General features: G+C 70.1%; 20 protein-coding genes and 1 pseudogene. 14 read left to right on the top strand and 7 right to left on the bottom strand.

The window, feature by feature from the left end; translation table 11 throughout:
- Positions 1–39: 39 nt before the first annotated feature.
- From BXA10_RS09115 to BXA10_RS09125, 3 genes are all read left to right on the top strand, one after another.
- Positions 40–1,017 (top strand): ribonucleotide-diphosphate reductase subunit beta, encoded by a 978-nt coding sequence (locus BXA10_RS09115; protein WP_245828195.1) that lies wholly within the window; start codon positions 40–42, stop codon positions 1,015–1,017.
- A gap of 314 nt (positions 1,018–1,331) precedes the next feature.
- Entirely contained in the window at positions 1,332–3,809 is a 2,478-nt protein-coding gene (locus BXA10_RS09120; RefSeq protein WP_076469709.1) for a M14 family metallopeptidase, read from the top strand.
- A 207-nt stretch (positions 3,810–4,016) separates the two neighbouring features.
- Positions 4,017–4,751, top strand: coding sequence for an SDR family oxidoreductase (locus BXA10_RS09125; protein ID WP_076469711.1), 735 nt, complete (start codon positions 4,017–4,019; stop codon positions 4,749–4,751).
- Between the two features lie 135 nt (positions 4,752–4,886).
- Here the strand turns inward: BXA10_RS09125 and BXA10_RS09130 are convergent, their stop codons facing one another.
- Positions 4,887–5,792, bottom strand: coding sequence for a sigma-70 family RNA polymerase sigma factor (locus BXA10_RS09130; protein WP_076469713.1), 906 nt, complete (start codon positions 5,790–5,792; stop codon positions 4,887–4,889).
- Between the two features lie 268 nt (positions 5,793–6,060).
- Here BXA10_RS09130 and BXA10_RS09135 point away from each other — a divergent pair, with 268 nt between their 5' ends.
- From BXA10_RS09135 to BXA10_RS32100, 9 genes and pseudogenes are all read left to right on the top strand, one after another.
- Positions 6,061–6,654, top strand: coding sequence for a TetR/AcrR family transcriptional regulator (locus tag BXA10_RS09135; RefSeq protein ID WP_076469716.1), 594 nt, complete (start codon positions 6,061–6,063; stop codon positions 6,652–6,654).
- A 5-nt stretch (positions 6,655–6,659) separates the two neighbouring features.
- Positions 6,660–7,670 carry a type I glyceraldehyde-3-phosphate dehydrogenase gene (gene gap, locus BXA10_RS09140; RefSeq protein ID WP_076469718.1) on the top strand — a complete coding sequence of 337 codons (1,011 nt, stop codon included), beginning with the start codon at positions 6,660–6,662 and terminating at the stop codon, positions 7,668–7,670.
- Positions 7,671–7,807: 137 nt separating this feature from the next.
- Complete coding sequence (locus BXA10_RS09145; protein WP_076469720.1) at positions 7,808–7,987, top strand: hypothetical protein; 180 nt, start codon at positions 7,808–7,810, stop codon at positions 7,985–7,987.
- Positions 7,988–7,993: 6 nt separating this feature from the next.
- Positions 7,994–8,941: an STM4015 family protein gene (locus BXA10_RS09150; RefSeq protein ID WP_076469723.1), complete on the top strand. Its 948-nt coding sequence runs from the start codon at positions 7,994–7,996 to the stop codon at positions 8,939–8,941.
- Position 8,942: 1 nt separating this feature from the next.
- Positions 8,943–10,046, top strand: coding sequence for an STM4014 family protein (locus tag BXA10_RS09155; RefSeq protein WP_084752436.1), 1,104 nt, complete (start codon positions 8,943–8,945; stop codon positions 10,044–10,046).
- A complete protein-coding gene (locus tag BXA10_RS09160; protein WP_175649146.1) occupies positions 10,034–10,837 on the top strand; it encodes an STM4013/SEN3800 family hydrolase in 804 nt (267 codons plus the stop codon). Before BXA10_RS09155 ends, BXA10_RS09160 begins: the two co-directional genes overlap by 13 nt.
- On the top strand, positions 10,834–12,159 hold the full coding sequence (locus BXA10_RS09165) for an STM4012 family radical SAM protein (protein WP_245828186.1): 1,326 nt from the start codon (positions 10,834–10,836) through the stop codon (positions 12,157–12,159). Before BXA10_RS09160 ends, BXA10_RS09165 begins: the two co-directional genes overlap by 4 nt.
- Positions 12,156–13,052 (top strand): STM4011 family radical SAM protein, encoded by an 897-nt coding sequence (locus tag BXA10_RS09170; RefSeq protein WP_076469729.1) that lies wholly within the window; start codon positions 12,156–12,158, stop codon positions 13,050–13,052. Before BXA10_RS09165 ends, BXA10_RS09170 begins: the two co-directional genes overlap by 4 nt.
- Positions 13,053–13,136: 84 nt before the next feature.
- Positions 13,137–13,283: pseudogene (locus BXA10_RS32100) on the top strand (hypothetical protein); the annotation flags it as partial.
- A gap of 86 nt (positions 13,284–13,369) precedes the next feature.
- On the opposite strand, the gene BXA10_RS09175 reads toward BXA10_RS32100, so the two are convergent.
- A complete protein-coding gene (locus BXA10_RS09175; RefSeq protein ID WP_076469731.1) occupies positions 13,370–14,104 on the bottom strand; it encodes a dienelactone hydrolase family protein in 735 nt (244 codons plus the stop codon).
- Between the two features lie 307 nt (positions 14,105–14,411).
- The gene (locus BXA10_RS09180; protein WP_076469733.1) at positions 14,412–15,329 is read right to left on the bottom strand and encodes an AraC family transcriptional regulator; all 918 of its coding nucleotides are present in this window, start codon (positions 15,327–15,329) and stop codon (positions 14,412–14,414) included.
- Positions 15,330–15,490: 161 nt separating this feature from the next.
- Here BXA10_RS09180 and BXA10_RS09185 point away from each other — a divergent pair, with 161 nt between their 5' ends.
- Both BXA10_RS09185 and BXA10_RS09190 read left to right on the top strand, forming a co-directional pair.
- Complete coding sequence (locus tag BXA10_RS09185) at positions 15,491–16,249, top strand: SDR family NAD(P)-dependent oxidoreductase (RefSeq protein ID WP_076469735.1); 759 nt, start codon at positions 15,491–15,493, stop codon at positions 16,247–16,249.
- A gap of 174 nt (positions 16,250–16,423) precedes the next feature.
- Positions 16,424–16,882, top strand: a complete 459-nt coding sequence (locus BXA10_RS09190; protein WP_076469737.1) for a GNAT family N-acetyltransferase — start codon at positions 16,424–16,426, stop codon at positions 16,880–16,882.
- A 92-nt stretch (positions 16,883–16,974) separates the two neighbouring features.
- Here BXA10_RS09190 and BXA10_RS09195 read toward each other — a convergent pair whose 3' ends face one another.
- The 4 genes from BXA10_RS09195 to BXA10_RS09210 all read right to left on the bottom strand — a co-directional run bounded on the left by BXA10_RS09195 (position 16,975) and on the right by BXA10_RS09210 (position 22,219).
- A complete protein-coding gene (locus BXA10_RS09195) occupies positions 16,975–18,135 on the bottom strand; it encodes a glycoside hydrolase family 183 protein (RefSeq protein ID WP_139337933.1) in 1,161 nt (386 codons plus the stop codon).
- Between the two features lie 134 nt (positions 18,136–18,269).
- Positions 18,270–18,821: a YciI family protein gene (locus BXA10_RS09200; RefSeq protein ID WP_076469741.1), complete on the bottom strand. Its 552-nt coding sequence runs from the start codon at positions 18,819–18,821 to the stop codon at positions 18,270–18,272.
- 75 nt (positions 18,822–18,896) lie between these two features.
- Positions 18,897–19,499, bottom strand: coding sequence for a hypothetical protein (locus tag BXA10_RS09205; protein WP_076469743.1), 603 nt, complete (start codon positions 19,497–19,499; stop codon positions 18,897–18,899).
- A gap of 104 nt (positions 19,500–19,603) precedes the next feature.
- Complete coding sequence (locus BXA10_RS09210) at positions 19,604–22,219, bottom strand: M14 family zinc carboxypeptidase (RefSeq protein WP_175649147.1); 2,616 nt, start codon at positions 22,217–22,219, stop codon at positions 19,604–19,606.
- Between the last annotated feature and the right edge of the window lie 149 nt (positions 22,220–22,368).

The following is a 22,368-nucleotide window of genomic DNA, read 5'->3' on the forward strand; positions in this document are numbered from 1 at the left end:
ACCGGCACCGGCGAGCGGCACCTGCTGCTCGATCCCGGCATGGACCTGACCCTGCGGCCGATGCGCTACCCGCACTTCTTCGACCGGTTCAAGGACGCCATCAAGAACACCTGGACCGTCGAGGAGGTCGACCTGCACTCCGACCTCGCCGACCTGGCGAAGCTCTCCCCCGCCGAGCGGCATCTGGTGTCCCGGCTGGTCGCGTTCTTCGCCACCGGCGACACGATCGTCGCCAACAACCTGGTGCTCAACCTCTACCAGCACGTCAACAGCCCGGAGGGCCGGCTCTACCTGTCCCGCCAGCTGTTCGAGGAGGCCGTGCACGTCCAGTTCTACCTGAATCTGCTCGACACCTACGTACCCGACGAGAAGGAGCGCTTCGCGGCGTTCGCCGCCATCGAGAACATCCCGTCGATCCGGCGCAAGGCCGAGTTCTGCTTCCGCTGGATCGACTCCATCTTCGAGCTGCGCGAGCTGCGGACCCGGGAGGATCGCCGGGCGTTCCTGCTCAACCTGATCTGCTTCGCCGCCTGCATCGAGGGCCTGTTCTTCTACGGCGCCTTCGCCTACGTCTACTTCCTGCGTTCCCGGGGCCTGCTGAACGGTCTCGCCTCCGGCACCAACTGGGTGTTCCGCGACGAGTCCATGCACATGGCGTTCGCCTTCGACGTGGTGGAGACCGTACGGCGCGAGGAGCCGGATCTGTTCGACGACGAGATGGTCCGCCAGGTGCGGGAGATGCTCGCCGAGGCGGTCGAGTGCGAGACGCAGTTCGCCGAGGACCTGCTCGAACAGGGCGTCTCCGGGCTCTCCCTCGGCGACATGCGGGAGTACCTGCGGCACGTGGCCGATCGCCGGCTCGCCCAACTCGGCATCGCACCGCTCTACGGCTCGGCGAACCCGTTCGCGTTCATGGAGCTGCAGGACGTGCAGGAGTTGTCGAACTTCTTCGAGCGCCGGGTCTCCGCGTACCAGGTGGCCGTCACCGGCAGCGTCACCTTCGACGACGACTTCTGAGCACCGGCCGACCCCGGGGCCGCCGGTGCCCCGGGGTCGGCGCGCACCCACCTGGCGGGCAAGCCCCGCCCGGGGGCGTTGCCTCAAGTAATCCTCAAATCCGCAGCACGTCGGACATCGATGTGAGGAATGCGAATACGATCACCGCACTCGGCTCGCCCGTCGCCCGTCCGATCCGCCTCACGTCCGCGGTCCCGTCCTGCCACGGCCTGGTGCGGGCGAAATTCAGCGCGAATGTCCCAAGTGGAGCGGAGTGGCCGGCGCACGGGCGTGCCATGAGATCAACCACTGGCCGCAAACAGAAGGAGGGAAGCATGCGACGCAGACATGTGCGCATCGGGCTTCTCGCGCTGACCGCCATGGCGGGAAGCGTCCTCATGGCGAGCGCGCCCGCGGGCGCGGATCCCACGCACTCCACAGCCAGCGCGGGTTCGAACCGATCCCAACTGGAGGATCGGGAGGCGGTGAGCCTCGTACGCATCCACCTGACCGGCGCCGACATGCTGGACAAGGTGGTCGCCGCCGGCTTCGACCTCGAGCACGGCGCCAAGCGAGTACCGACCGGCATCGAGGCCGAGGCGGTGCTGACCGCCGAGCAGCGGACCGAACTCCAGTCGATGGGCGTCAAGATCCTCGGCAGCGACGAGGGTTTCGCCTGGAACGAGCAGGCCGACGGCGGCATCCGCGCCGCCGGCAAGCAGGCCGTCCAGCCACTCAACCACGAGCAGACGGTACGGGTCGTCCGCGCCGACTGGTTCACCACCAAGGGGCAGGGCTTCCTCTACGTCGAGGCGCGGACCACCGAGGGGCAGCAGGCCGACCCGGTCGTCCAGATGCAGCTCGAGAACGACTCCGGACCGGACACGTCGTTCGGCTTCGCCCGGACGATGAGCCGGTTCGTCGACTCCGGGCAGTACATGTTCCACCGGAACCTGTTCAAGCTCGACAAGCGCCCGAGCCAGATCCGGGTCACGAGCTCGACCGGCGGCGTCACCACCGGCAAGGTCTCCGACTGGCTCGAGAACGCCCCTCCGCCGCTGACGGACAACCCGGGCTACAAGTCGAACTTCATCGACGGCTACAAGACGCCGCAGCAGCTCTACGGCCGCGCCAAGGAGATCGCTCAGCAGTACCCGGACATCGCCGAGATCGTCTACCTGCCGAACAAGACGAACGGCTACCAGCGCAAGGCGCAGGCGACGATCGGCGGCACCGGCGAGTCCGCGGTGGTCGTCAGCTCGGCGGCGTGGGGCCACGAGGGTGGCAACGACATCACCGTCGAATTCGTCGACCGGCCGGGGGCGAACCTTCCGCTCACCGTCGAGGTGACGGGCAAGGCGATCCGCGTCCTGCTCGCGAAGGACGCCTCCGGCGCGCTCGCGAGCACGGCCGCCGAGGTGGCGGCGGCGCTGGAGACCCGGTCCGCGGGCCTCATCGACCGGGCGCACCCGTACCGCACCAACGCGGGCACCGGCATCGTCGCGCCGTCGGCGCCGGTCGCGCTGACCGACTTCCTCGACCAGAAGCGCGCCGGCGCGCCGGAGGGCGAGGTGCCCCGTGGCCCGGCCACGATCCCCGTCCTGCGGATCGGCAAGCACCGCGACGGCACGAAGCCCGGCGTCCTGATCCAGGCGCAGGACCACGCCCGCGAGTGGGTGCCCGCGACGACCTCGCTCGAGGCCGCCGAGCGGCTGGTGCACAACTACAAGACCGACCGGGAGACCAAGAAGATCGTCGAGGACACCGACGTCTTCTTCATCCTGTCCAACAACCCGGACGGCGCGAACTACAGCTTCTACAACTTCGCCTCGCAGCGTAAGAACCTGACGAACCACTGCCCGGACGAGAACGCCGATCCGGGCCGGCGTGACTCCTGGGGCGTCGACCTGAACCGGAACTACCGGGTCGCCTCGGGCCACGACGGTTACTCCGGTGGCTCGTCCGTGTGCACCAGCGGCACCTACCAGGGCCCGGAGAAGCTCTCCGAGCCCGAGTCGAAGAACATCATCTGGCTGGTCGAGAAGTACCGGAACATCAAGTTCATGATGTCGGTGCACTCGAACGGCGGCCAGCTGTTCTGGCAGCCGGGCGCGTACATCGCCGACGGCCGGATCACCACGCCTCGCCCGCCGCTGGGTGACGAGGCCTTCTACTGGCAGTCGGCCGGTCGGATCCTGTCGCAGGTCAAGGCGTACCGGGAGACCGTCGTGACGCCGGAGAACGTCGGCGGCTCGTCGGACGTCCTCTACTCCTCGGCCGGCAACGTACGCGAGGACCTGTACTACACCTACGGCATCTACGCCTTTGGTTGGGAGGTCGGCGGTTCGGTCTACAACCCGGCCACCGGCAACTGGCAGGGCGGCTCGTTCCAACCGCCGTGGGAGGGTGACCCGGACCTGGTCAGCGGGCACTCCGAGACGATGGAGTACGCCAACGGGATCATGGAGATGTTCCGGGTAGCGGCGGACTGGGGCAAGGACAAGAAGGACCCGAAGTCCACGCTCGTTCCGGGCGGCGGGAAGTACCACGGGCCCGTCGACGTACGGTTCGAGACGAACGAGCCGGCCACCATCTACTACACGACGGACGGCAGCCGGCCCACGCTCCAGTCGCAGCGGTACGAGGCGACCGATTTCCGTGAGCCGGGTCAGGTCTTCCACGTGACCGAGACGACCACGTTCAACTGGTTCTCGGTCGACGCGGCCGGCAACATCGAGCAGAACTACGACCCGACGAAGAACGACAAGCGCAACAACTACCGCACGGCGACGATCAAGATCGACAAGAAGTAGCTGCACCTCCTGGTCATTGCCTCGTCGGTGCGGGGGTAACCCGCACCGACGGGGCAATGGTCGTGCGGGCCCGAGCCCCTCGCTTCGGGGCGGGAGCCCGACCGACCGCCGCGCCCGCGCGATCGGAGTCCGGCTGTCACAACTGCCGAGGCTGTCCTGTCATACGAGGCGAGAGAGCATCCTTCGGAATCAGGAAGGCCAACGAACATGAAGATCGCTGTCATCGGCGGTACCGGGCTCATCGGGTCGCAGGTGGTCAAGATCCTGAACGCGAGCGGGCACGAGGCGGTGCCGCACTCCCCGTCCACCGGGCTGGACCTGCTCAGCGGGAAGGGCCTGTCCGAGGCGCTGACCGGGGCCGACGTCGTGGTCAACCTGACGAACTCGCCGACCTTCGACGAGGCCTCGCCGGCGTTCTTCCAGACGACGATGGACAACCTCCTCGCGGCGGCCGACGACGCCGGCGTCGGGCACGCCGTGATCCTCTCGATCGTGGGTGCCGAGCTTGTGCCGGACCTGGTCTACTACCGGGCCAAGGTGCTGCAGGAGGACATCCTCAAGGCCGGCCCCGTGCCCTACTCGATCGTCCGCGCCACGCAGTTCTTCGAGTTCATGGACGCCACGATGTCGTGGACGTCCGACGAGCACACCGTACGCCTGCCCGCCACGCTCATTCAGCCGATGGCCTCGGCGGATGTGGCCCAGGCCGTGGCCGACGTCGCCGTCGGCGCCCCGCTGCGGGGCACCCGCAACGTCGCCGGCCCCGAGGTCTTCCCCCTCGACGAGCTGGGCCGGATCACCCTCGCCACCCGAGGCGACCAGCGCACCGTCGTCACCGACAACAGCGCCGGCCTGTTCGCCGCCGCCTCCGGTGACGCGCTCATCGCCAAGGAGGACGCCGTGATCTTCAAGACCACCTACCGGGAGTTCCTGGCCCGCTGACGACCCGACCGGGGCCCGCACGTCGTGCGTCGTGCGGGCTCCGTCGGTGGTCGCGGGTGTCCGTCGTGCCGGGAGCGGCTGGCCAGCCGGCGCTCAGCGGCGAGGCCGCCGGCGCAGCTGTTCCGTGACGGCGGGTCAGGCCGGGGCGGGCACCGCCTTGTTCTTCCGGGGGTTCACCATCCACAGCACCTGGTCGATGCCCTCGGTCGAGGCGCTGACCGTGATCAGCCCGTAGACCTCGCCGTCCTGCCGCAGCACGGCGGACGTCTGCCCGTTGGTCGTCACCCACCGCACCTCGACGCTCTCCCAGAACCAGGCGATCGCGGCCAGGTACTTGACCACACGCTCCGCTCCCACCACTGGCCGCCGGGAGACCCGCACCCTGCCGTCGCCGTCGGCGATGTTGGTCACGTTCGCGGCCAGGAGCTGCTCCAACGCGGCCATGTCGCCGGAGCGGGCCGCCGCGATGAAGGTGGTCAGCAGCTCCCGCTGGGCGGCCGCGCTCACCGGCGTACGCCGCTCCTCGGTCATGTGTTTGCGCGCCCGGCTGACCAGCTGGCGCACCGCGGGTTCGGTCGACTGCAGGATGGCGGCGATCTGCCCGTACGGGTAGTCGAACGCCTCCCGCAGGACATAAGCCGCACGCTCGTTGGGCCTGAGCTTCTCCATCAGCAGCAGCGTGGCGAACTCCAGCGCCTCCCCGCGCTCGGCCCCAAGGTACGGGTCCGCGCTCGTGTCGACGGGCTCGGGCAGCCATGGTCCGATGTACGTCTCGCGCCGCACCCGTGCCGACTGAAGTGCGTTGATGGCCAACCGGGTGGTCGTCGTGGCCAGGAACGCGGCCGGGTTGACCACCGCGCCGCGGTCGCACGTCTGCCACCGCAGCCACACCTCCTGCAACAGGTCCTCGGCCTCGGTGGCGCTGCTGAGCATGCGGTACGCGATCCCGAACAGGCGCGGCCGCACGCTCGTGAAGATCGCGGCGGCCTCTTGGAGATCATCGGCCCCAGCCGGCCCAGGATTCACACCGGAATCCGCCATCGCTCGCCCCCGTCCGGATCGTGTCGCGGCTCCCGCCCCCCGACCATCGTGATCCGGAGATTCCTCGGTCGCCAACGCCGGGCGGGCGGCAGTGACGTTGGCGACCACGCGCCGCTGTCACATTCCCCGTGGTTGCGCTGTCTCACTGGCGACGAGGTCCCCGGCAACGTCGCCGGGGGCCTCGCGCCGGCCTCGTGCGCACCGGGGCCAGTCATGGAACCGAGTGGGACCGAGGCAGGCTGTACCTACTGGTATGTACACTGCCCCTGTGGATTCGCGCCAACTCCTGATCGACACGATGAGCGAGCTCATGTGGGAACGCGGCTACGCCGACACCAGCCCGCGTGAGGTACGCCAACGTTCCGGCGTCGGCCAGGGCAGCATGTACCACCACTTCCCGACCAAGCGGGACCTGGCGCTCGCCGCCCTTGAGCGCAACATCCCCGACCTGCTGCCGGCCGCGTCCGAACTCGACGACCCGGGCGACCCGATGGCCCGGATCGAGGCCTATCTGATGCGTCCGCGCGACCCCCTCAAGGGCTGCAAGGTCGGCCGGATGACCCAGGACCCACAGGTCCGGGAGGACCCGGTGCTGCTCGCCCCGGTGGCGCGCGCGTTCACTCAGGTCCACGCCAGCTGGGTCAGGGTGCTACGCGAGGCCGTCGCCGCACGCCAACTGCGGGACGACCTCGACCCGGAGCGCCTCGCCCACACCCTGATGGCCGTCCTGCAGGGCGGCTACGTACTCGCTATCGCACAGCAGGACCCCGGCCCGTTCAACAACGCCGTTGCCGGCGCCCTCGACCTGCTCCGGGCGGCGGCACCAGCCGCGCCCGATCACAAGGACAAGAAAAGGAACTGAACAGCATGACGGTACGCATCGGCATCAACGGGTTCGGACGGATCGGGCGCACCTACCTGCGCGCGGCCCTGGCGAACAACGCCGACGTCGAGGTGGTCGCGGTCAACGACCTCACCGACGCGCGCACGCTGGCCACCCTGCTCGAGTGGGACTCCATCTCCGGCCACCTGGACGGCGTCGCCTTCGACGGCGACGCGATCTCCGTCCAGGGCACCCGCATGAGGGTCTTCGCGCAGTCCGACCCGGCCGACATTCCCTGGGGTGACGTCGGCGCCGACGTCGTCATCGAGTCCACCGGTCACTTCACCGACGGCGTCGCGGCGGCGGCCCACCTCAAGGGCGGCGCGCGGAAGGTCGTCATCTCGGCGCCGGCCAAGGGAGACGTCCCCACCTTCGTGCTCGGGGTGAACGACGACCGGCTCGACCCGGACAGCCATGACGTCTTCTCCAACGGCTCGTGCACCACGAACTCGCTGGCCCCGTTGGCGAAGGTGCTCAACGACGCGTTCGGCATCGAGTCGGGACTGATGACGACGGTCCACGCCTACACGGGCGACCAGCGGCTGCACGACGCGCCGCACTCCGACCTGCGCCGGGCCCGCGCGGCAGCGGTGTCGACCATCCCGACGTCGTCCGGCGCGGCGAAGGCGATCGGCAAGGTCATCCCGGAGCTCGACGGGCGACTCACCGGCGCGGCGCTACGCGTTCCCGTCGCGACGGGTTCGATCACCGACCTGACCGTGGTCCTGCGCCGCGGTGCGAACGTCGAGGAGGTGAACGCGGCGTTCCGCGAGGCCGCCGCCTCCGAGCGGCTGCGGCGCTACCTGCAGTACTCCGAGGCACCGCTGGTCTCGGCGGACGTCGTCGGCAACCCGTACTCGTCGATCTTCGATGCGCCGCTGACCGAGGCCGTCGGCAACCAGGTCAAGGTGTTCGGCTGGTACGACAACGAGTGGGGCTTCTCCAACCGCCTCGTCGAGTTCTCCGAGCGGATCGGGGCGGCCACGGTGGCCTGACGCCGAGGAGGACGACTGCGGCGTGCTCAGCCGCCGGCTGAGCACGCCGTGCGGCGCGGGTGTCCGTCCGCATAGGACCCGCCGACAGGCCACCGGTGATCAACATGTCGGGGTGGCCTGTTACGGTCGCGCCGCCCATGTCGCAGTCGACCCCGGAGGTTGCCGTGATCCGCTCGCACATGTCGTCGTTCGCCGATCTGCCGGTGCCACGCCGCACACCACGGTTCGCCCTGCCGGACGGTACGGTTCTCCGGGTCGCGGACCTCGCCGCAGATCGCGACGCCGGGCAGTACGACTACTCCGTGGTCGGGGAGTGATCGGCGATGGCATTCGGTTCCCACGCGAACTCCTTCGCCGGCCGGCCGGTGGTCGAGGTCCCCGAGGAGGGCCCGCTTCCGGCCGTGGACGGTCCGGTCTCGTGGCGGATCGCCCGCTGGGACTTCGAGGACGACGACGAGGACGTGGTCTCCGAGGAGTTCCAGGCGGCGTTCGAGGAGTTCGTCGCGCAGGCCGGTCCGACGGTGGAGTCCCTGGTCGTCGGTGCCTGGGGGTACGCCGCGTTCAACCCCGCCCCGATCGAGCAGCTCTGCGAGGCGGCGCCACGCCTGCCCGCGCTGCGGGCCCTGTTCCTCGGCGACATGACCGGCGAGGAGTGTGAGGTCTCCTGGATGAAGGTCGGTGACGTCAGCAAGTTGCTGGCGGCGTACCCGGCCTTGGAGGTGCTACGGGTACGCGGTGGCGAGGATTTCCGCTTCTCCCCGGTCCGGCATCCCCGGCTGCGTGAGTTGGCGGTGGAGAGCGGCGGGCTGTCGCGGGAGTTCGTCGGCGCGGTGCTCGACTCCGAACTGCCCGCGCTGACCGACCTTGAGCTGTGGCTCGGCACCAACTACTACGGCGGCGACTCGACGACCGCGGACCTGGCGCCGCTGCTCGCCGGGGAACGGTTTTCGCAGCTGCGCCGGTTGGGGCTGCGCAACGCGGACATCGCCGACGAGGTCGCGCGGGCGCTGGCGTCCGCGCCGGTGGTCCGCCGGATCGAGCGGCTGGACCTGTCGCTGGGCACCCTCGGTGACGAGGGTGCGGCCGCGCTGCTGGCCGGTCAACCGTTGACCCACTTGGCGGAACTCGACCTGCATCACCACTTCATGTCCGAGGAGGTGGCGGCGTCGGTGGTCGCCGCGCTGCCGGACGTCCGGGTCGACGTGTCCGAGCCGCAGAAGCCCGACGAGTACGCCGGTGAGAGCCACCGTTACACGGCGGTGTCGGAGTGACATGCGGCTGACCGTCGTCGGCAACCCCGACAACCGGCGGGTGGGGATGTTCACCCGGGCGGTGCTGGCCGCCGGCCTGCCCCGGCCCGAGGTGCTGCCCTGGGCCGACCTGCTGGCCGGGGCCGCGCCGCCTCCCGCCGGGGCGCTGGTACGGGTGGACTCGCCCGGGGAGGACCCGCAGGTCGACCGGATGCTGCGCCGGGCGGCCACCGCCGCCCGGCACGGTGAGCTGGTCGGCCTCGCCGACGCGTACGCCGGTCTGGTCGGTGGCCTGGCCCGGGTGGCCGCCGGCGGCGCGGACCTGCTCAACCGGCCGGAGGACGTCGCGATGCTCTGCGACAAGCGGCGCTGCCACGCCCTGCTGTCGGCGGCCGGGGTGCCGGTGCCCGCCGCGCTGCCGCCCGTCGCCGGCTACGCCCAGCTGCGGGCGGCGATGGCGGCGGCCGGCTGGGCCAGGGTCTTCGTCAAGCCCGCGCACGGCTCGTCCGCCGCCGGGGTGCTGGCGCTCGCGGTCGGCCCCCGGCGGGTGCAGGCGATCACCACGATCGAACACACCCCGGACGCGCTGTACAACTCGCTGCGGGTGCGCAGCTACACCGACGAGCCGGAGATCGCGGCGATCGTCGACCGGCTCGCGCCGGACGGCCTGCACGTCGAACGGTGGCTGCCGAAGGCCGGCCTCGGCAACCGGGTGGTCGACGTGCGGGTGCTGGTCGTCGCGGGGCGGCCGACGCACGCGGTGGTCCGCGCCGCCCACGGGCCGCTGACCAATCTGCACCTCGGCAACGCGCGCGGTGACCTCGGCGAGCTGCGGGCCGCGGTCGGACCGCGGGGCTGGTCGGCGGCGATGGAGACGTGCGAGCGGGTCGCCGCCTGCTTCCCCGGTTCGCTGCACGTCGGGATCGACCTGATGTTCCTGGCCGGCTGGCGTCGGCACGCCGTGGCCGAGGTCAACGCCTTCGGTGACCTGCTGCCCGGTGTGCTTTCCGACGGGCGCGACAGCTACGCCGAGCAGGTGCACGCGCTGACCAGTGGCCGATGGCGGCGGTGGCGGGCGTCCCTCGGGGCGGAGCCGGCTCGGGAGGTGGTCGCGTGCGGAGCCTGATCGGCAGTCACGACGTGCTCCTGGTCACCCTCGACACGCTGCGCTACGACGTGGCCGCCGAGCTGGCCGCGACGGGGCGTACCCCGAATCTCGTCCGGGCGTTGCCGGAGGGCCGGTGGGGAAGGCGCCACTCCCCCGCCAGCTTCACCTACGCCGCGCACCACGCCTTCTTCGCCGGTTTCCTGCCCACGCCGGTGGAACCGGGCCGGCACGAGCGGCTCTACGCGGCGGCCTTCCCGGGCAGCGAAACGTCCGGCCCGGACACCTGGGTGTTCGACGCGCCGGACCTGCCGACCGCGCTCGCCGGCGTCGGCTACCACACGCTCTGCCTGGGCGGGGTCGGGTTCTTCAACCGGAACAGCCCGCTCGGCGCGGTGCTTCCGGGCCTGTTCACCGAGGCGCACTGGGAGGCGGAGTTCGGGGTCACCTCCCCGACCTGCCTGGACGCGCAGCTCGAACGGCTCGCCGAGGTGCTGCCCCGCGTGCCGGCTACGCAGCCGCTGTTCACCTTCCTCAACGTCGCCGCGTTGCACCAGCCCAACCGGCACCACCTACCCGGTGCCGAGGTCGACAGCCTGGCCAGCCACACCGCCGCACTGGAGTACGTGGACGGTCGGATCGGCCGGTTGTTCAACCTGGTCACCGGCCGCGGCCGGCCGGTGTTCACGATCATCTGCTCCGATCACGGCACGGCCTACGGAGAGGACGGGCACACCGGCCACCGGATCGGCCACGACGTGGTGTGGACCGTCCCGTACGCCCACTTCACCCTGCAACCGGGAGAATGGTGACCAGCACCGACCCGAGCCTCGACGGCTCGCCGTACCAGCAGTACCTGTACGCGTACCCGCACAAGACCTCGTACCGGCCGCTGCGGCCCCGTCCCCGGTTGGCAGACGTGTGGCGAGCCGAGGCGCGAGATGCGCTCTTCCTCTACCTGCACGTGCCGTTCTGCGAGATGCGCTGCGGCTTCTGCAACCTCTTCACCCGCGCCAACGCGCCGGAGGAGCAGGTCACCGCGTACCTACGGCAGCTGCGCCGGCAGGCCGAACGGGTCGCCGACGCGCTCGGCGACGACGCCGGGTACGTCCGCGCCGCGTTCGGCGGTGGTACCCCGACGTATCTCACCGCCGACGAGCTGACCGAACTGTTCGACATCGCCACCGCCACGGTCGGCGCCCGGCTGCCGGGCGTACCCCTGTCGGTGGAGACCTCACCGGCCACCGCGACGCCGGACCGGCTCGCGGTGCTCGCCGCGCACGGCACGACCCGGGTGAGCATCGGCGTGCAGAGCTTCCTGGACGTCGAGGCCCGCGCCGCCGGCCGGCCGCAACGCCGGACCGAGGTGGAGGCCGCGCTGGGCGCGATCCGCGACGCCCGGATCCCGGTGCTCAACATCGACCTGATCTACGGCATCGACGGGCAGACCGCCGACACCTGGCAGCAGAGCCTCGACGCGGCGCTGGCCTGGCGGCCCGAGGAGCTGTACCTGTACCCGCTCTACGTCCGGCCGCTCACCGGCCTCGGCCGGCGCGCCCATGCCCGCGCCGACTGGGACGCCCAGCGGCTCGCCCTCTACCGGCAGGCAGTGGACACCCTCGGCGCGGCCGGATACCGGCAGGAATCCATGCGGCAGTTCCGCCGTGCGGACGCACCGGTGCCGGACGGCCCGGACTACTGCTGCCAGGACGACGGCATGGTCGGCCTCGGGTGCGGCGCCCGCTCCTACACCACCGCGCTGCACTACTCGTTCGACTACGCGGTGAGCGTCTCCCAGGTGCGGGCGGTACTCGACGACTACCTCGCCCGCCCCGCCGACGACTTCGGGTACGCCGAGTTCGGGTTCCACCTCGACGGCGCCGAGCAGCGCCGGCGTTGGCTGCTCAAGTCGCTGCTTCGCGCCGAGGGCGTCGACGCCGACGCCTACCGGACCCGCTTCGGTCGTCCGCCGACCGAAGACTTCCCTCAGCTCGGCGGGCTCGTCGAGCGGGGCTGGGCCACCGCGGACGGGCTACGACTCACCCCCGCGGGGCTGGCCCGGTCCGACGCCATCGGCCCGTGGCTCACCTCCGCCGAGGTCCACCACGCGATGACCGGGTACGTGCCGCGGTGAACCTGGCGATCCTCTACCGCGGGCCGCTGGCGAGCTGCAACTACGACTGCCCGTACTGTCCGTTCGCCAAGCGGCACGACCCGCCCGAACTGCTGCGCGCGGACCGGGCCGCGCTGACCCGGTTCACCGGCTGGGTGGCCGAGACCACCGACGTACGCCTGTCGGTGCTGTTCACGCCGTGGGGTGAGGGGCTGACCCGCAGTTGGTACCGGGACGCGATGGTGTCGCTGTCCCACCTGCCGCACGTGGAGCGGGTGGTCATCCAGACCAACCTGGCCGCCCGCGTCGACTGGCTGGCCGACGCAGATCCCCGCTCCGCCGCCCTCTGGACGACCTACCATCCCGGGCAGGTCACGCGGGAGCGGTTCCTGCGACGCTGCTCCCGCCTGTCCGAACTGGGCATCCGGTACTCCGTCGGCGTGGTCGGCCTGCCGGAACACCTCGACGAGGCGCGGGCGCTGCGTGCCGCCCTGCCCGAGGAGGTCTACCTGTGGGTGAACGCCGCCGAAGGTCGCCGCTACGACGCCACCGAGGAGGCGACCTGGACCGAACTGGATCCGCACTTCGGCTACAGCGTCCGGCCGCACCTGTCCCTCGGCCAGCCCTGCCACGCCGGGGAGACGGCCGTGTCCGTGCTCGGCGACGGCACGGTACGCCGCTGCCACTTCATCCAGACCCCGATCGGCAACCTCTACGACGGCTCGTGGCGCGCCGCCCTCATGCCTCGGCCGTGCGGCACCTCGATCTGCGACTGCCACATCGGATACGTCCACCTCAAGCCGCTCGGTTTGCGGGACGTCTTCGCCGGCGGGGTGCTGGAGCGCATCCCGGCCGACTGGCCACGGCGGCACCTCGTCCAGGCCGGTCCGCGTGAGGTGCAGCGCCGGCCCTGACCGGGCCGGCGCACGTCGTTCGGCCCGTCGCAGAAGTGGCACGACCTCTTCGCCGTCGGGACGGAGCAGCCCCGGGTCGGTGACTTCGACGGTGACGGCCGGGACGACATCGTCGTGTTCACCAAGGGCAGCCTCAACGACGTCTACGTCGGACTCTCCACCGGCACCTCGTTCGGCGGCGGAGCCAAGTGGCACGACTTCTTCGGCCTGACCGGTGAGACGACCCTCTAGGTCCTGCTTGAAAGGCTGCCGTGCCCGCCGGACGCGCCGATCGGGACGGATCCCGATCGGCGCGCCGCGAGCTGCCGACGGTGCGGCTACCGGCCGAGGTGCCGGATGAAGAACCGTAGGGTGCTGTCCAGCTCGAATGCCGGGATGTCCCCGTGCTTGCCGGGATTGGCGTGCAGCGTCTTCTCGGCCGAGGCGAAGGCGTCGAACAGGGCCAGGCTCTGGGCTCGCGGCACCCGCTCGTCGTCCCACTGCACCAGGAACTGCACCGGGACGGTGATCCGCGCGGCGGCCTCGGCCGAGGCCAACGCCCCGGCCAGGCCGAGCACCGCCGCGTGGACCCGAGGCTCGGCGGCGACGAAGGGTACGCCGAGCCCGCAGCCCAGCGACACGCCCCAGTAGCCCACCGGGCCGGCACCGACGTGCTCGAGTTCCTGGACCGCGTCCAAGGCCGCCCGCCATTCGGGGACGGTCTGCCGGGCCACGAGCGCCTGGAAGTCGGCGATAAGCGGAGCCAGATCCTCGCCGGCCTCCACGCGGGCCTGGTTCTCGGTCGCGATCCGGTCGTACTCCTCGTCCTTCGGCCGGTCGCCGTGGCCGGGCACGTCGACCGCGAGCACCGCGAAGTCACCCTCGGCAACGAAGCGGTGGGCACGGGCCACGACGCCGGGGGCCTTCTTGTGCTGGCCGCCGCCGTATCCCATCAGGATCAGGGGACGAGTACCGGCGGCGTTTTCTCGCGTCCACAGCACGCCAGGAATCTCGCCGAGCGTGAAGAGCTGTTCGGAGATGCCGTCGGACGATGTCTCAGCAATGAAGCGCATAGCGTTCCAAGCCTTTCGGGATGCCTTCTGCGGGCACTCCCTAGGCCACGCGCGGGAGGGAGCCCCGACCTGTCACAGCGTTGATCGGTCTCACCTCCTCGGTTCGCAGCAGCGCACGGCGTCGGCGAAGTTATCACAACGGGCCTCGTGTCGCCCCGCCGGATCGATCCACCAGAACCCGGCCCGGTCGCCTCCCCGCGACGTGCCCGGGCGTCGGGGAGCACGGGCGCAAGCCGCGCTCGGCAGATCCGTCCCGTATGGACGCTCGTTGCCTGGAGCCACGAGCCGACGCCCCGACCACGCTTCCTCAGGGCAGGGCCGGGGTGGGGTCACCTGTCGAGGTGGGCGTCGTGCCGCGCAGGCGGGCCGCGTCCTGGCTCGGGGGGACGCCGAACTGACGGCGGTACTCGCGGCTGAACTGCGACGGGCTGTCATAGCCGACCCGATGACCGACGCCGGTGACATCGCTGGAGCGCATGGCGAGGAGCAGCCGGGCCTCGTGGAGCCGGATCTGCTTCTGGAACTGGATCGGACTCATCGCCGTGACCGCCTGGAAGTTGCGATAGAAGGCGGAGGTGCTCATGCCGGCCATGCGTGCCACGTCTTCCACGCGGAACGAGCGGGTGTAGTGGTCGCGGATCCACCGGACCGCCCGCGAGATGTGCGCGAGGCTGCTGTCGGCGAGGCCGAGTTGCCGGACCGCTGCGCCCTGCTCACCGCTGATGAGCCGCCACAGGATCTCCCGTTTGATCAGTGGGGCGAGCACCGCGACATCGCGGGGGCGCTCGAGCAGACGCAGGAGCCGGACCACCGCGTCCAGCAGGTCGTCGGACGCGTCGCTGACCGCGATGCCCAGCGGCGGAGGGCCGGTCACCGGTGGAAGGTCACCGGGGGCGGCCCGCAACAGCAGCTCGGCGACGGCGGCCGGCTCCAGCGTCATGCCGAACCCCAGCGCCGGGAGCTGCGGGCTGGCCTCGGTGAAGTGTCCGGTGACCGGCAGGTCGACCGACGCGACCAGGAACTGACCGGCGTGGTAGTCGTACACCCGGTCGCCGAGCGCGAGACGTTTCGCCCCCCGCGCGATGAGTGCGAACACCGTGCCGGTCATCGACGCCGACGGCGGATCCGCCGCTTCGACCTTCGAGATGAGGACTCCGTCGATGGCGGTGGTGCCATCGGGGCGGGCATGGCGGGTGAGCAACGCACGCAGCTCGTCGAGGTACACGGGCTGATCTAAGCATGCGGCGAGTGGTCTCCACCATTAGAGGATCGTGCAAGAGTCCAAGAGCATCGTTCTACTTTCCGCGCTGGTCCGGTGGTGGTATTGGGCCAACCCCGATTCCTCGGAGCGTCACGGCGCTCCACGAATGAACAGGTAGGCGAACCATGCGGATCGCAATCGTCACCGGCGCCAGCTCCGGCATCGGACAGAGCGCAGCAATCCAGATCGCCAAGCGCGGCGTGGGTGTGATCCTGACCTACGGCAGAAATCAGGCCGGGGCGCTGGACACGGTCGCGCACATCGAGAAGGAGGGTGGCAGCGCTGTCGCGCTGCCACTGGACCTCGGCCGGAGCGAGACCTTTCCGGCCTTCCTGGGAGCGGTCGGCGCGGCGCTGCGCGACACCTGGCAGCGCGACACGTTCGACATCCTGGTGAACAACGCCGGCATCGGCGAGATGGCCATGTTCGAGGACACCACCGAGGAACTCTTCGACCGGCTCATGCGGGTCCTGCTCAAGGGGCCGTATTTCCTCACCCAGAGCCTGCTGCCACTGCTGGCCGACGGCGGCGCCATCGTCAACGTCACCAGCAACGCCGCGCTGCACTCCGGTATGACGGCCGGTTACTCGGCGTACGGCTCCATGAAGGGGGGCCTGACGGTGCTGACCCAGTACATGGCGAAGGAGTTCAGCCCGCGCGGTATCCGGGTCAACTCGGTCGCGCCCGGCGCCACCCGGACCCGGTTCGCCGATGACGCCTTCGAGAAGTACCCCGAGGTGGTCCCCGAACTCGCGGCGAGGACCGCGCTGGGTCGCGTCGGCGAGCCGGACGACATCGGCATGATGATCGCGACGCTGGTCTCCGAGGAGGGGCGCTGGGTCACGGCCCAGAACATCGAGGTCTCCGGCGGTCTCAACCTCTAGCCCTGTCGATCCGTGACCTCCCGGCGCCCGATGGTCGGCTCGGGTTCCTTGGAGTCGGGGCATCCGGCTGCCCCGGACACCCCGACTTTCCAGGAAACCCGAGTCGATCGGCGACCACGCGGAACCAGCGGATCAACGCGGGCGGGACACGCTGGGCGGGTTAGCCTGATGATCATGGTGGACTGGGAGACTCGACCGGCCTCGGCGGCGGACGTCGAGGCGGCGGCCGAGTTGCGGGCCGTGGTGCTGCGGGAGGATCTGGAGCGGCTCGGGCGGTACGACGAGCGGCGGGTGCGGCAGCGCCTGCGCGACGGGTTCGCGCCCGCGCACACCCGGGTGATCGAGGTGGCCGGCGAGTTCGCCGGCTGCGTGGCGCTGCGCCCGGCCGAGGACGGCCACTGGCTGGAGCACTTCTACCTGGCCCCGCACCTGCAGGGCAGCGGCATCGGTACGGCAGTGCTCCGTGGGTTGCTGGAGCGGTGCGACCGCGAGGGCGCCACGGTCCGGCTCAACGTGCTGCAGGGCAGCCCGGCCCGCCGGCTGTACGAGCGGCACGGATTCACGCTCGAGGCCGAGGACCCGGTGGACGTCTTCATGGTGCGTGCGCCGGCCTCCGCAGTGCGCGACGCGTGACCGTCTGACGAAACGTCCCCCGGGTCCCCGGCCCTGGTCGGGTCCGCCATGGCAGCCGGCGGTGTACCCGTCGAGCCACTGCCGACCGAGGACTACCCGCAGGGGCGGTGCGCGGACGCGAAGCGCAGGTCCAGGTATCGCGCCCGGTTGTTGCTGATGTCGCCGTACAGGTCCGCGATGCTCGTGCTGTTCACGTTGTACGAGACGACGAGGTTGTTCCCGTCGCCCAGCGTCGGGTGTACGGCCACGTTGTAGGTGTAGATGTCGCCGTCGGCGTCGGCGTCGAACTCCGGCTGGCCCTCCGGCGTGTCGTAGACCTGCACCCGCTCCGTACCGGCGAAGCCGAACGGCGTCGACGCGGTGTGGACGTAGATCTTGGAGCCGAGGTAGCTGTCCGTGGTGACGAACACGTACCGGCCCTGCACCTCGGCGACGCCGTACGACGAGCCGACCTCGTCGAGGATCGACACGGAGTCGCCCTCGTTCGGGGACCAGCCGCTGCCCGTGTAGAACTCCCAGGCCTCGTCGAGGTGACCGGCCAGGGCCCGCGCGACGTGCGCCTGCTTGCCCGGCCACTGCGATCCCACGCCGTAGATGTAGATGTACTCGCCCACGCGGAGGAGTTCCACACCCCACTGGATGCCGTGCGCGTCATAGGTCGGTGCGACCTGCTGCAGCCGCAGATCGGGCAACGACAGGGACGCCAGGTCCGTCCCGATCCATTCGAAGCCGAAGTGGCCCTCGCCGGCGGCCTGCTGCTGGAACTCGAAGACGTACAGCTTGCCGTCGTCGACGATGCCGTCGCCGTTCCAGTACCACGGGTCGTCGGTGCCGGCCGGACCGACGATCGGCAGCGGGTTCTCCGGGGTTCCCCGCAGGAGGGTCTCGGTCGGCCGGTCGCTTCGGCCGTGCGCGGTCACGATCGTGTTGTGCACCGGCGCGTGCGGGGTGATGCTCCGGCCGGGACCCACCGGGCCCAGGAACGTGTCGTTGAACAGCCACGCGGTACGGCCGTCCGGCAGTGGCGCCGAGTAGGTGCCGTCGCCACCGGCCCACTCCCCCGCACCGGCGCCGTCCCCGAAGTGTGCCCACTTCTGCTGAAGACCCACCGCTGGTCGGGCCGCCGTCACGACCGGCGCGCAGGCGTCACCGGGCGCCCCGCTCGCGCTGGCACCGGCCGCCGGGCCGATCGCCACCGTCGTCGAGCCCACGAGCAGCGCAACGAGTCCTCCGTAGACACGCCTTCGGCGCATGTCCCCTCCCCGATCAGCACAGAATCTCACTGCCAAGATCATCCGACAGTTTCACGCTCCGCGTTCGTGCGTCAAGGTCAGGTTCGCCTCCGTGGCCGCGCCTGCCGCCGACGGCGCGGCGGGACCGCCGCCGGTCATGACGGTCGCCCGCCGAACCGCCAGTTGTGCACCTCGATCTCGGCGTACCGGTCCCGCGTGAGGATCGCGCGCGCCGCGTCCGGGGCTGGCGCGCGGACCAGTGCCGCGGTACCCAGCCAGGTGGCACCGTCGTCGGACAGCAGCGGCCCGTAGGCGATCAGTTCGTCCGGGTCGCCCGGCGGGGTGAGGTCGACGGCCTGCCCGGCGCCGAGGCCGAGCACCAGGTACCGGTCCCCGCCGGACCGCCCTCCGGGAAAATCCCACATGGTACGTCCCAACGTGTTGCGCCACCGGCGTAGCAGCACATCGCGGTACACACCGGCCTGGTAGTTCGGCTCGTCGAAGGCGAACGCACGGGCGGCGGCCGGGTCGGGTAGCTCGACGATGTGCACGCTGCCCGTGGGCAGTTCGCCGTCATCGCTGAACGTCGGGCCACGAGCGATCATCTCCGTCGCGTACCGGTCCATGTAGGACCAGTGCGCTCCGAGCAGCTCGTCGCGCAGCGTCAGCGAGTCGGATCGATCACGGTGGTAGCACAGGAACTCCATGCCCCACAGTGTCGAACGATCGCGGAAGTCGACGTTGACCCGGGTATCGGCGTGGGGGGCATGGCCGGCTTACACCTAGGCGATCCACCACCAGCCGTCGCCGAGATACCGCACCGGCTTTCCCTTGTCGCCGGACGCGGTGGCGATCACGGCGTCCGGAGTCGGTGAGGTCGGGAAGTACGCCAGGCCCACTCCGCTCTCGGCCCGCCAGTCCTGCCACACCGGCAGGTACAACGCGCCATCGCGCTCATGCGCCTGCCCGTCGATGGACAGGTACCTGAGCCGCCACGGCAATGCGACATCAGGAGGCGGCTCGCCGACCCGATAACCAGCGGCCAACTCGGCCAACTGGCTCCGGTGCAGCCGGAACTGGCTGTCGACGTACGCACGTTCCCAGTCGGTCGTCTGCAGGATCAGCCCGGATCCGATGGCGAGGGCCAGGGCACCGGCCGCCCAGACGTACGCCCGCCTGACCAGGAGTACGACCAGCGCGGCGACGGAGGTGCTCACGGCCAGTAGCCAGCACCCGGCCAGCACCGGCAGAGCAAGCAAGGACAGCACGTCGAGCAACGGGTACGCCAGGTAGTTGCAGACCAGCAGGGAGAGCCACCCGCCCGCGACCCCGATCAGGAGAACGGGGCTTCGCCCAGCACGGCGCGCTTCCGCTGTCACCGACACCGCGACAGTCTGCCAGCGAACCGGTGTCGGGGTGAAGGGGGCCGCGCCCGGCAGGACGCGACCCCCTTCGAAACGCGTCCGGAACCTTGCTCCGGCGCCGCTGTCTAGCCGCGCAGCGCGTCCGGCAGCTCGGCTGCGTCCACCGTGGTCGAGGGACCGTGGTAGATCGCGTTGAACAGCAGCTTGCTCGGGTCGCGGGACCAGGTGCGGAAGGTCGGCTCGCTACCGAACGTCACGATCAGGCCATCGCCCACCTGGTGCTTGACGATGTTGGCCTTGCCGTTGAGGTGTTCGCCGCCGATGAGCCAGCCGCTCTGCAACTGCTCGCCCGACTGCGGGAACGAGGAGACGACGTCGCCGCCCTCGACGTCGTACGCCTGGTCGTTCTCGCCGAACCAGACCGGGGTGTCGGGACGCATCCCCCAGGCCACCGGGTCGGAGGTGTCGAACCGCTGGCTGAGGATGCTGCCGGGTGAGAAGAAGACGTGCTCGTCGGTCGGAAGCGCCGGGGTGATCGGCAACGAGGCGAGTTGGCGTGCCGTCGCCACCGAGTCGCCGATGGCCAGCAGGGTCCCGCCGTCCTCGACGAACTTGCGCAGCTCCGCCCAGCCGGCCTCGCCGACGCCGTACGCCCAGGCCCACTCGGCCGGGTAGCGGTCCCGGTTGAGCCCCGAGACGATGTCGGCCCGGCTGATCCCCGCCGGCAGCACGATCGTGTCGAACTTGGCGTTGAGGTCGCCGGCGAAGTCTGCGGCGACGACCTCCTTGAAGCCGATGTCGTACTGCTCGAACAGCCACTTCATCCAGCCGCCGGGGATGTTGTTGACGCCGCGGAAGAGCCCGACCCGGGTGTTGTCCTTGAGCCGCTCCGCGGCCACCCGCGGGGCCTGACCGACACTGAAGACGGGGATGCCGGTCTTCCGGGAGGCGTCCTGCAGCGCGGTCCGGGCCGCCTTGCTCGGCTCGACGATCAGCGTTCCCGGGGCGTAGCTACGCCCGCCGGCCGAGAACTCGGCGCTGGCGCGGAAGGTCTCCGCACCGGCCTTCTGCAACGCCGCGATCATCATCGGCGCGCCGTACGACTCGGGGCCGACCAGGTAGGCGCCGCGGTTGCCCGGGTCGCCGGGGAACGCCGGGGCGGCCGGCTGCACCTTCTTGACCCGGCTGGTCGAGACGGTGAAGGGCTTCGCGATGGTGTCGACCTGGACGCCGAGGAGCATCGGCAGGGTCTGCGCGGTCACGTCGTACGGGTTCTGCGGCGGGCCACCCGGGTACTCCCGCAGGTCCGGGTAGTCCTGGGTCTCCAGGAGCGTCTTCGCGAAGCGGCCGTAGGGCTGCGCGTACCGGATGATCCAGGAGCCGGCCTCGTACCGCTTGCCGTTCGCGGTGAAGTCGGAGATGGCTTTCTCGATCTCGACGTCGCCGGTCTGCAGCGTCTTGAGCAGTTCGTACGTGGCGAACGGATCCCGCTGTCCGGCCGGCGCCACGTAGGCGAACGGCTTGTCGGCGCTCGGGTCGATCGCGTTGCGCTGGGTGCGGTAGAAGTTGTAGAGCCACTCGGTCCGGTACTTGGCGACGTTGCTCAACGCGCCGAAGACCGACGTGTCGAGGTAGTCGACGATCTGCGCCAACGTCCAGGTGGACTGGTCGTACGGCTCGATGAAGTTGGTGTCCGGCTCCTGCGGGCCGATGGGACCGCCGTCGCTGCTCCGGTAGGTGTAGGCGAGGTCCTGCGCGCTCGCCGCCTCGACCAGGATGCGCGGCGCGCCGTGGTAGGTCATGTACTGACGCGACGGAGTCCAGTAGTCGTAGGTCGAGCCCCAGTTGACGCCCTTCTTGCCCTCGGCGGTCAGGCTCCGGGAGATCTCCATGCCGAGGGAGTTGGTCTGCTGGACGGTGATGGGGTCGATGTTCGGGTCGTTCGGCGACAGGTACGGCGGGACGAAGATCCGGCCCCGGGCGTTGCCCATCTGATGCAGGTTCTGGACGACCTGCGGCTTCCACTCGTTCTGCAGGGCGACGCTGATCTGCGTCTCGGGCTGGGTGAACATGAACCAGTCACGGTTGTCGTCGTGCCCGATGTATTTCTGGTAGAGATCGGGATACGTGCGAGCGTAGTTGGTGCCGGCGGTCTCGTTGAAATAGTCACCCACCCACTCCGTACCGTCCGGGCTCTGCGCCGGGACGATGAGCAGCACCACGTTTTCGAGGATTTCCGAAACTGTGGCCGACTTCTCGTCGGCGAGCCGGTGAAGAATGTTCGGAATGACCTGCGCGGTGCCCACCTCGGTGGAGTGGATAGCGGCTTCCAGCAGGAAGACCGGCTTGCTCTGCGCGGCGAGTTTCCTGGCCTCCGCCTCGGTCAGACCACGCGGATCGGCGAGCCGCCTGTTGACCTCCTTGATCCGGTCGAGGTTCTTCAGGTTGTCCCGTGAACTGACCGTGAGGAGGGGGAACGGCCGCCCGGTCGCCGTCTTGCCGATCTCCTGGTAGAGCACCTTGTCGGACCGGTCCGCGACGAGCTTGTAGTACCTCATGAGGTCGTTCCAGCGGGCGAGCTTGCCTTCGGCGCCGAGCGGGAAGCCGAAGAACTGCTCGGGCGTGGTGATACGCGGGGCCGCGTTGGCGGCCGAATTCAAAACGAGACTGCTACTCAGTGGCAGGGTCAGTGCCAGAAGGGCGGCTGCGGGCAGCAGCGCTCTCCTCTTCCAGGTACGCACAGACATTCTCCTCGCGCTGGCCGTCGTGCTGGACGAGTGTCGAATCCCGGCGCGCGTTCCACGCTTCCGGGTTCCGACGGGTGTCGAATCCGGGCAGGGGAAATCCCACCGGGAGCCGAGGAATTTACTCACCTCACTTTCACGGATAT

This window comes from Micromonospora avicenniae (genome assembly GCF_900156065.1).
GTDB lineage: Bacteria > Actinomycetota > Actinomycetes > Mycobacteriales > Micromonosporaceae > Micromonospora > Micromonospora avicenniae.